This is a genomic window from Pseudomonas sp. P4_C4 (genome assembly GCF_056402055.1).
The window spans coordinates 1-9,432 of record NZ_JBFUID010000111.1; the positions used below are offsets into that span (position 1 = coordinate 1).

Annotated in this window: 6 protein-coding genes; 3 read left to right on the forward strand and 3 right to left on the reverse strand. The window is 60.2% G+C overall.

Going from position 1 to position 9,432, the window contains the following annotated elements; all coding sequences use genetic code 11:
• Nucleotides 1-73 precede the first annotated feature (73 nt).
• Nucleotides 74-1,267, forward strand: coding sequence for a benzoate/H(+) symporter BenE family transporter (locus tag AC1DXW_RS30400; RefSeq protein WP_477752617.1), 1,194 nt, complete (start codon nt 74-76; stop codon nt 1,265-1,267).
• Between the two features lie 159 nt (nt 1,268-1,426).
• Here the strand turns inward: AC1DXW_RS30400 and AC1DXW_RS30405 are convergent, their stop codons facing one another.
• The gene (locus AC1DXW_RS30405; RefSeq protein WP_007971486.1) at nt 1,427-1,771 is read right to left on the reverse strand and encodes a YggL family protein; all 345 of its coding nucleotides are present in this window, start codon (nt 1,769-1,771) and stop codon (nt 1,427-1,429) included.
• A 234-nt stretch (nt 1,772-2,005) separates the two neighbouring features.
• On the opposite strand from AC1DXW_RS30405, the gene dacB reads away from it, so the two are divergent.
• Nucleotides 2,006-3,466 (forward strand): D-alanyl-D-alanine carboxypeptidase/D-alanyl-D-alanine endopeptidase, encoded by a 1,461-nt coding sequence (gene dacB, locus AC1DXW_RS30410; RefSeq protein WP_477752616.1) that lies wholly within the window; start codon nt 2,006-2,008, stop codon nt 3,464-3,466.
• Between the two features lie 136 nt (nt 3,467-3,602).
• On the opposite strand, the gene AC1DXW_RS30415 is transcribed toward dacB, so the two are convergent.
• Nucleotides 3,603-6,002: a sensor domain-containing diguanylate cyclase gene (locus AC1DXW_RS30415; RefSeq protein ID WP_477760863.1), complete on the reverse strand. Its 2,400-nt coding sequence runs from the start codon at nt 6,000-6,002 to the stop codon at nt 3,603-3,605.
• 228 nt (nt 6,003-6,230) lie between these two features.
• Nucleotides 6,231-8,501 carry a bifunctional 23S rRNA (guanine(2069)-N(7))-methyltransferase RlmK/23S rRNA (guanine(2445)-N(2))-methyltransferase RlmL gene (gene rlmKL / locus AC1DXW_RS30420; protein WP_477752614.1) on the reverse strand — a complete coding sequence of 757 codons (2,271 nt, stop codon included), beginning with the start codon at nt 8,499-8,501 and terminating at the stop codon, nt 6,231-6,233.
• Nucleotides 8,502-9,030: 529 nt separating this feature from the next.
• On the opposite strand from rlmKL, the gene rmf reads away from it, so the two are divergent.
• Nucleotides 9,031-9,246 (forward strand): ribosome modulation factor, encoded by a 216-nt coding sequence (gene rmf / locus AC1DXW_RS30425; protein ID WP_150745412.1) that lies wholly within the window; start codon nt 9,031-9,033, stop codon nt 9,244-9,246.
• The last annotated feature ends 186 nt before the right edge of the window (nt 9,247-9,432 follow it).

Here is a 9,432-nt window from a genome sequence, read left to right on the forward strand (position 1 = left end):
AAAAATCAAAAGATCGCAGCCTTCGGCAGCTCCTACAGGGAATATCTTCATTAGTAGAAGGAACACCACCGTCATGAACGACGCCACGCACGCGCAGCTCCGCCCTTTGGCCGACACCTCGCCCTCGGCCATCGTCGCTGGCTTCATCGCCATGATGACCGGTTACACCAGCTCCCTGGTGCTGATGTTCCAGGCCGGGCAAGCCGCAGGGCTAAGCAGCGGGCAGATTTCTTCGTGGATCTGGGCCATCTCGATCGGCATGGCGGTGTGCTCGATTGGCCTGTCCCTGCGCTATCGCACGCCGATCACCATTGCCTGGTCGACCCCCGGCGCCGCGCTGCTGATCACCAGCCTGGGCGGCGTGAGCTACGGCGAAGCCATCGGCGCCTACATCACCTGCGCGGTGCTGGTGACAATTTGCGGGCTGACCGGCAGCTTCGAACGGCTGATGAAAAAGATTCCCGCATCCCTGGCCGCCGCCCTGCTGGCGGGGATCCTGTTCAAGATCGGCAGCGAGATTTTCGTCGCAGCGCAACACCGCACCGCCCTGGTACTGGGGATGTTTGTCACTTATCTGGTGGTCAAGCGCCTGTCGCCACGCTATGCGGTGTTGGCTGCATTGCTGATCGGCACGGCATTGTCGGGCTTCATGGGGCTGCTGGACTTCAGCGGTTTCCACCTGGAAGTGGCCACGCCGGTCTGGACCACGCCGCACTTCTCCCTGGCCGCGACCATCAGCATCGGCATCCCGCTGTTTGTCGTCGCCATGACCTCACAAAACATGCCCGGCATCGCCGTATTGCGCGCCGATGGTTACACGGTGCCCGCTTCGCCGCTGATCACCACCACCGGCATCGCCAGTTTGCTGCTGGCACCGTTCGGTTCCCACGGGATCAATCTGGCGGCGATCAGCGCGGCGATCTGCACCGGACCGCACGCCCATGAGGATCGCCACAAACGCTACACCGCAGCAGTCTGGTGCGGGGTTTTCTACGGGATCGCCGGGGTGTTCGGCGCGACGCTCGCAGCATTGTTTGCCGCGCTGCCCAAGGAACTGGTGCTGTCGATTGCGGCGCTGGCGCTGTTCGGCTCGATCATCAACGGCTTGAGCATCGCAATGAGCGAAGTGAAGGAACGTGAAGCAGCGCTGATCACCTTCATGGTCACGGCATCGGGGCTGACGCTGTTTTCCATCGGTTCGGCGTTCTGGGGGATTGTCGCGGGGGTGGTGACGCTGCTGATCCTGAACTGGCGCAAGGCCCTGTAGGAGCGAGCTTGCTCCGGGCGGCGTTCCGACGATGAACCTGAGAGCACTGCGGGGTGTCAGGTTTCCAGCGTTATCGTTGACGACCTTCGCGAGCAAGCTCGCTCCTACAAAAAAAAGCAAAAAAAACGGCGACCCTTGGGTCGCCGTTTTTTTAGAACATCAAGCTACCGGATTGATCGGCTTTTCCGGGTACCAGACGTCCAGCAACGGGCTGACTTCAACGCTGGTCAGCTCGGTGCGGCCTTTGAGCCAGGCTTCAACGGCAGCGCGCTGTTCAGCGCTGACCGAGCCACGCTTCTGCAGGCAAACCAGACCGTAGTCGTCGCCGCCAACATAACCCAGACCGTTGGCTTCCATGGCTTCTTTGAGGAACGCATCGAGGAAAGCATCAATGGCTTCATCAGCCAAATCTTCTTTGAAATCCAGGTTCAGTTCGAAACCCAGCTCTTGAAATTCATCGACGCACAGTTTTTTGCGCAGACGCTGGGAACGGTTAGTCGCCATTGGAACAATCCTCTTAAGTAATAACGGGCGGCACTTTAGCAGTTTAAGCCGCCGATTGCCTGACTCTCTGGGCCACCACGCCTACCGTCGGTAAAAAAATAGCCGATCCAAATGCCCACGCACGGCCCAAGTGGTGACACCTTGGGGCATAATGCCGACACTTTCATGACCATTGAGGGAATTTATCTCCATGCCCTCACCTTATTTCCCCTCGGCTGTAGGGTTTTATTTCAGATGATCAAATCTTTGCGTCCATTGCTGTTGGCCGGTTTTCTTCTCCCACTGGCCCTCTCCGTTTCCGCCGCTCCAATCAATACCGCGTTGTCGCCCAACGTTGAAAAAGCCCTGAAAGCCAGCAAGTTGCAGGACAACGCCCTGTCGCTGGTGATGATCCCGCTCACCGGTCCCGGCACCCCGACGGTGTTCAATGCCGACGTGTCGGTCAACCCGGCGTCGACCATGAAACTGGTCACCACCTACGCGGCCCTGGAAATGCTCGGCCCGAACCACCAGTGGAAAACCGAGTTCTACACCGACGGCACCTTGAGTGGCGGCATTCTCAACGGCAACCTCTACCTCAAGGGTGGCGGCGATCCGAAGTTGAACATGGAAAAACTCTGGCTGCTGATGCGCGACCTGCGTGCCAACGGCGTGACCCAGGTCACCGGCGACCTGGTGCTGGATAAAACCTTCTTCGTACAACCGCAACTGCCGGAGTTCAATGACGACGGTAACGACGAGAACAAGCCGTTCCTGGTCAAACCTGACTCGCTGCTGGTCAACCTCAAGGCGCTGCGCTTTGTCGCACGCAATGATTCGGGCAAGGTGCTGGTCTCGGTTGAACCGCCGATTGCAACCATCCGCATCGACAATCAGGTCAAGGCCCTCAATTCCAAGCAATGCACTGGTGGCGTGCGTTACAACCCGGTGGCACAGACCGATGGCAGCGTGACCGTGACGGTCGGTGGCCAACTGGGTGAAGGCTGCAGCTCGCAGACCTACCTGTCGCTGCTCGACCACGCGACCTACACCGCTGGCGCCGTCCGCGCAATCTGGAAGGAACTGGGTGGCAGTATTCAGGGCAAGGATGTGCTGGCGCCTACACCGAAAGACGCCAAGGTCCTGGCCCGGGCGTTCTCGCCGGACCTGGCGGAAATCATCCGCGACATCAACAAGTACAGTAACAACACCATGGCCCAGCAGTTGTTCCTGAGCCTCGGTCAACGCTTCCGTACCGATGCCGATGGTGACGACGCCAAGGCCGCCCAGCGTGTCGTGCGTCAGTGGCTGGCGAAAAAGGGCATCACCGCGCCGCACCTGGTGATGGAGAACGGCTCCGGCCTGTCCCGTGCCGAGCGCGTCAGCGCCCGGGAAATGGCCTCGATGCTCGAAGCTGCGTGGCACAGCCCGTATGCCGCCGAGTACATCAGTTCGATGCCGATTGCCGGCACCGACGGCACCATGCGCAAACGCCTGAAGACCACTGCCATGCGCGGTGAAGCCCACGTCAAGACCGGCACCCTGAACACTGTGCGGGCGATTGCCGGTTTCAGTCGCGACGTCAACGGCAACACCTGGGCGGTGGTGGCGATCCTCAACGACAAGGCCCCGTTCGGCGCCTCTTCGGTGCTCGATCAGGTGCTGCTGGACCTGTACCGCCAACCGAAAATGCCGCAGACGGCTTCGGTGTTGTAACCGGACCTAAAGAACACAGTAGATCCACTGTGGGAGCGAGCTTGCTCGCGATGGCGGAGTGTCAGTCACATTAATACTGACTGGACTGTCGCTATCGCGAGCAAGCTCGCTCCCACAGGGGAAGTGGACAGCCCGGTTAATTCATCTCCTCCTCAACCCGATCCCTTCCCGCCTGCTTCGCCGCATACACCCCCGAATCCGCGCGCAACAGCAAGGCATCGGCGCCCTCCCCGACCCGCCAACTGGCAATCCCGAAACTGGCGGTGACCGTACCGACACCTTCAATGGGTGAACTGCGCAAGCCTTGCCACAATTGCAGAGCCAACACGTAGGCATGTTCGCCGCTGATATCCGGGCACAGCACCATGAACTCCTCACCGCCCAGGCGGCAGAACACATCGGTGCGACGCAGCCGGTGACCGATCCGCTCGCACACTGCCTGCAACACCCGATCACCGATGGCATGGCCATGCAGGTCATTGATGCGCTTGAAATGGTCGATATCGAGCATGATCACCGACAGATCCCCACCGCCGCGCTCCACCCGGGCCATTTCGGTGGTCAAGCGCTCCTGGAAATAGCGCCGGTTGTGGATACCGGTCAGCGAATCGGTGACCGACAACGCGCGCAACTCTTCCTCCACCCGCTTCATATCGGAAATGTCCGAGACGTAGCCGTGCCACAGCACGCCGCCACCGGGCAGCTCCTCCGGCGTGGCCTCGCCACGCACCCAACGCAGACCCCGTTGCGGCAATTGCACGCGGTATTCCTCGCGCCACGGGCTGAGGGTGTCGGCCGAGGCGCGAATCGAGGCGCGGACCCGGGTGGTGTCCTGAGGGTGAATCCGGGTGAAAATCGCCTCGGCATTTTGCAGCAGCACGTCAGGTTCCAGCTCGTAGATCTCGCGAATGCCGTCGCTGGCGTAGATCACGCTGAATCGCCCGTCGAACTCCATCTTGAACTGGTAGATGCCACCGGGCACGTGGGCGCTGAGTTTCTTCAACAACAGGTCCCGCGCCGCGAGTGCCTCGTGGACCCGTTTGCGTTCGGTGATGTCGATGCACACCGCCAGGTGCCCGACCCACAGGCCTTGTTCGTCGAGCACTGGCGTGGCGAGCATATTGACCATCAAATGGCTGCCATCGCCGCGCACCAGCGTCCACTCTCGCGCCTCGTGGTTGCCCTCCACCTCGCCTTCGACCAGCATCGCGTGGCAGGTTGGAACCGGCTTGCCATAGCGTGCGCTCAACTCCGCCGAACGAGCGACCAGTTCCCGGGGCAGGTGCAGGTTCTCCAGGGTCATGTGCCCCACCACCTCGGCGCTGGTATAGCCGAGCATCTGCTCGGCACCGGCGTTGAAGGTGCTAATGACGCCACGCAGGTCGGTGGCGATGATCGCAACCTGGGTAGCGGCATCCAGCACGCCACGCAACTGACCATGGGTACGACGCAGCTCCTGTTCTCGATCCCGCAGCTCCCGGGTGCGTTGCTCGACCAGTTTCAGCGCCCGTTGCCGCTGACTGACCAGCACATACAGCAAGGCACTGAGCAACACGCTGAGCAAACCACCCAACACCACCAGACTGGTCACGGAGGAATGGTTGGCCTGCACGAACGCGTCGCTGGGCTGGATATCGACTTGATAGTCATGGTCGGCCATGCGCAACAGGCGCGTGGCGGACAACTCGCTGACAGCCGGCGGGTTGGCCGACTCGAACAGCACCTCGTGCTGCTCGTCGGTCGACAAATCGAGGATGCGCACCGAGAGAAAGTCACGGCTCGCTTCCGGCAGTCCGTCCGCCAGCAACTGGCGCATGCTGATCACTGCCATGACATAACCGTAGGGTTTCGTGGCTTTGTGTTCCTGACTGTTATGTTGCGTGACCGGCGCGACCAGCAGCACGCCTCGCGCATAAGCCGGCTCGATACTCACCAGTTGCATCGGTTGCGACACCGCCATGCCACCACGCTGATCGGCCCGATCGAGCGTGGCACGCCGCAACGGCTGGGCCAGCAAGTCGTAGCCGAGGGGAGAACCGAGTCTGCTTTGCGTCTGGCTATACAGGACCGCTACGTACTCATCTCGCTCGCCGGCCAGTTGCAATTGGCCGTCGGCGTTGAGCTCTCTCAGAGTGAAGCTGCTCAAGCCTTCGTCACGCACTCGCCCCTCAAACGCCGACCGCTCGTCACGAGTGATCCGTTCGGCATAGGAATAAGCCTGGGTTCGCAGGAGCAAAGGTCGGGTGTAGCCGTCGAATTCCGCTCGGGACACCGAATCGGAATTGGCGAAAAACCGGCGCAGACCGTCGAGGCGCTGCTCCTGATCTTCGAAACGCTCTTCGATACGGCTGTAACGTTCACTGGCCAGCAGTTGGAAACGTTGCCGCAATTGATGGTGAAACAGATTAAGTGTCGACCACGCCAGCAACCCGGTGAGCACCCCGCCGACCAGCAATACCAGCAGCGCGACCAACCAGGCCGACGCATCTTCGCTGATAAAACCCAGGATCTTGGGGCGCACGGCGTGCAACGACATAGAACACAACTCAAAACGCCAGGTGCGGGAAAGCCCTTTGGCCTTGAGTTGAGTTATAGCTATTAGCCACTAATTTGACCAGCACTGATGGGATCCTGTAGGAGCAGCCGGTCGACGCTCGAGTGCTCGCGATGGTAGCAAGAGTACCGCGTGACTCCAGAAGGCACGCGTTATCGTTATCGACCATCGCGAGCAGAGCTCGCTCCTACAGTGAATCAACACAGCTATTTAGCGAGCCATGATTTTCCAGGCGCGATGGATCTTGGCGTTGCGGGAAAAATCCGGATCGATGGTCTGGGCAGTGATGTCCTCGACCGCATAACGCTCGCCGAGATTGGCTTCCAGTTCGAACTTGCGGAAGTTGTTGGAGAAGTACAACACGCCGCCGGGCGCCAGTCGCGCCATGGCCAGGTCGATCAGTTGCACCTGGTCGCGCTGCACGTCGAAGACACCTTCCATGCGCTTGGAGTTGGAGAACGTCGGCGGATCGATGAAGATCAGGTCGTACTCGTCACGACTGGCTTCGAGCCACGCCATCACATCGCCCTGCTCCAGGCGGTTCTTGTCGGAAAAACCGTTCAGCGACAGGTTGCGCCGCGCCCAGTCCAGATAGGTTTTCGACAGGTCGACACTGGTGGTGCTGCGCGCGCCGCCCTTGGCCGCATGCACACTGGCCGTCGCGGTGTAGCAGAACAGATTGAGGAAGCGTTTGCCCGCCGCCTCTTTCTGGATACGCATGCGCATCGGCCGATGGTCGAGGAACAGACCGGTGTCGAGGTAGTCGGTGAGGTTCACCAGCAGCTTCACGCCGCCTTCATTGACCTCGACGAACTTGCCCTGCGCCGCCTGGCGCTCGTACTGCCTGGTGCCGCTCTGACGCTCGCGGCGTTTTACCACCACGCGGCTCTTGTCGATGTTCAACGCCTGCGGGATGGCTGCCAGGGCATCGAACATGCGCCCCGAGGCTTTTTCCGGATCGATGGATTTCGGCGCGGCGTACTCCTGGACGTGGACCCAATCCTGATACAGGTCGATGGCCATGGAGTATTCCGGCATGTCGGCATCGTACACGCGGTAGCAGTCGATGCCTTCACGCTTGACCCACTTGCCCAGGGTCTTGAGGTTCTTTTGCAGGCGGTTGGCGAACATCTGCCCGCCTTCGCTCAGGCGCGGCTGCTCGATCACCGGAGCCGGTGCCGGCGTCGGTTTGATCGGGTTGCCGTTTTTGTTGAACTTGCGTTCTTGCGGTTCGTTCGGCGCCTGATCGTAGGCAGCTTGCTCACGCTCGACCTGGCGCTGTTCCGGAGTACGACGCTCGCCGGTGACGAACTGATCCGGCAGCACCTTGATCAGCAGCAGCTTGCACGGCAAGGCGCCGTTCCAGAACGAATACTGCTTGTGGCTGCGGATCCCCATGCGCTTGCCCAGGTCCGGCGCACCGGTGAACACCGCCGCCTCCCAGTTCAGGCAGGCCTGACGCAGGCGCTCGCCGAGGTTCTGGTAGAGGTAGAGCAGGCTCGCCTCGTCACCCAGACGCTCGCCGTATGGAGGGTTGCAGATCACCAGGCCTTTCTGGTTCTGGTCCGGGCGCGGCTCGAAAGTCGCGACCTCACCCTGGTAGATTTTGATCCACTCGCTCAGGCCGGCACGCTCGACGTTGTTACGACCCGGTTGGATCAGCCGTGGATCGGCTTCATAGCCGCGAATCCACAATGGTGTTTTGGCCAGGCCGGCCGCTGCACGTTCGGAAGCTTCTTCGTGCAGTTTTTTCCACAGCGCCGGGACGTGACCGAGCCAGGCGGTGAAGCCCCACTGCTCGCGACGCAGGTTCGGCGCGATGTCGGCGGCGATCATCGCCGCTTCCACCAGGAAGGTACCGACACCGCACATCGGGTCGGCCAGCGCGCCGCCTTCGGCCGCGATACGTGGCCAGCCGGAACGGATCAGGATGGCGGCCGCGAGGTTTTCCTTCAGCGGTGCCGCGCCTTGCTGCAGGCGATAGCCGCGCTGGTGCAGGCTGTGGCCGGACAGGTCAAGGGACAGAATGGCTTCGCCACGGTCCAGGCGCAGGTGAATGCGCAGGTCCGGGTTGAGCTTGTCGATGGACGGACGGTCGCCTTGCGGAGTACGCAGCTTGTCGACGATGGCGTCCTTGACCTTCAGCGCACCGAAGTGAGTGTTGTCGATGCCCGAGCCATGACCGCTGAATTCGACGGCCAGGGTGCCGTCATTGAGCATGTGGTCTTGCCACTCGATGTCCAGCACGCCGTGGTACAGGTCTTCGGCGTCCTTCATCGGAAAACGCTTGAGCACCAGCAGCACGCGGTTGGCCAGGCGCGACCACAGGCACAGGCGATAAGCGGTTTCCATGGTGGCCATGCCGCGCACGGCAGAGGTGTGCTCCCGCGCTTCCTCAAGGCCAAGCCCGACGGCTTCCTCGATGAGCAGGCCTTCAAGGCCTTTTGGGCAAGTGAGGAAGAGTTCGAAACGATCGGACATGGGAATTCCAGAACCTTTAGCTGAGTGACCGGGCAACGCATTGCCGGTCCGGTTTTCAATCAGGCGCTTTTCTCGAAGAGCGCCCGCGTGGCACGAAGGTGTGCCGTTCCACCCCTGCTGCCCGGGTTAAATGAGCTTAGATGCAAGGACAGATAAAAAAGTTGATGCAACAAAATGTCATAAGTCGACCCTTCGTCGAATAGTGCTTCCCGGCAACGGGAGCCATTCTCACTAAAGGATTAAGCCCATCATCCAGCGCAGGGCCGATCATACCGGGGTTTGGCCAATAAATACGCTACAAACGCTCTGTTACTTATGGCGTTAGCACATGAACAGTTACGTCCTTATGACAAAACGATCATTCCCTCGATGTGACGCATTGGTTAGAACTCAATACAGGTTGGCGCTGCAATGACGCCAACACCTTGGCTCGTCACGCCGGCAACGAGCCCCCAACGGCAGAGTTTTCTGCCAGACCTCAATTGAGGTCGACGCGATAAATACAGTCAACAAGTGAGGGCAACACCCTATGAGAAGACTTAAGCGTGATCCGTTGGAAAGAGCATTTTTGCGCGGATATCAATATGGCGTTGGTGGTAAATCCCGTGAGCTTTGCCCCTTTACTCTACCGTCGGTACGTCAAGCCTGGATCAACGGCTGGCGAGAAGGACGCGGCGACAACTGGGACGGTATGACCGGCACTGCGGGAATCCACAAACTCAACGAACTTCACGCCGTCGGCTAATTACAGGGCACAACACTCCGACACGACAATCTGATTTTGTACCGAGTTAACCATGCGCGTCCCATCCGGACGGCGGGCTCCGGCCCAAGGGCTCCTTTAAAGGAGCCCTTTTTTATGCCCGGTACAAACCCAATTCCCTGTAGGAGCTGCCGAAGGCTGCGATCTTTTGATTTTGATTTTGATTTT

Excerpts from the sequence above, each read along its gene's own strand:
- AC1DXW_RS30415 (WP_477760863.1), bottom strand. The coding sequence starts at position 6,002 with ATGTCGTTGCACGCCGTGCGCCCCAAGATCCTGGGTTTTATCAGCGAA.
- dacB (WP_477752616.1), top strand. The coding sequence starts at position 2,006 with ATGATCAAATCTTTGCGTCCATTGCTGTTGGCCGGTTTTCTTCTCCCA.
- AC1DXW_RS30405 (WP_007971486.1), bottom strand. The coding sequence starts at position 1,771 with ATGGCGACTAACCGTTCCCAGCGTCTGCGCAAAAAACTGTGCGTCGAT.
- rmf (WP_150745412.1), top strand. The coding sequence starts at position 9,031 with ATGAGAAGACTTAAGCGTGATCCGTTGGAAAGAGCATTTTTGCGCGGA.
- AC1DXW_RS30400 (WP_477752617.1), top strand. The coding sequence starts at position 74 with ATGAACGACGCCACGCACGCGCAGCTCCGCCCTTTGGCCGACACCTCG.
- rlmKL (WP_477752614.1), bottom strand. The coding sequence starts at position 8,501 with ATGTCCGATCGTTTCGAACTCTTCCTCACTTGCCCAAAAGGCCTTGAA.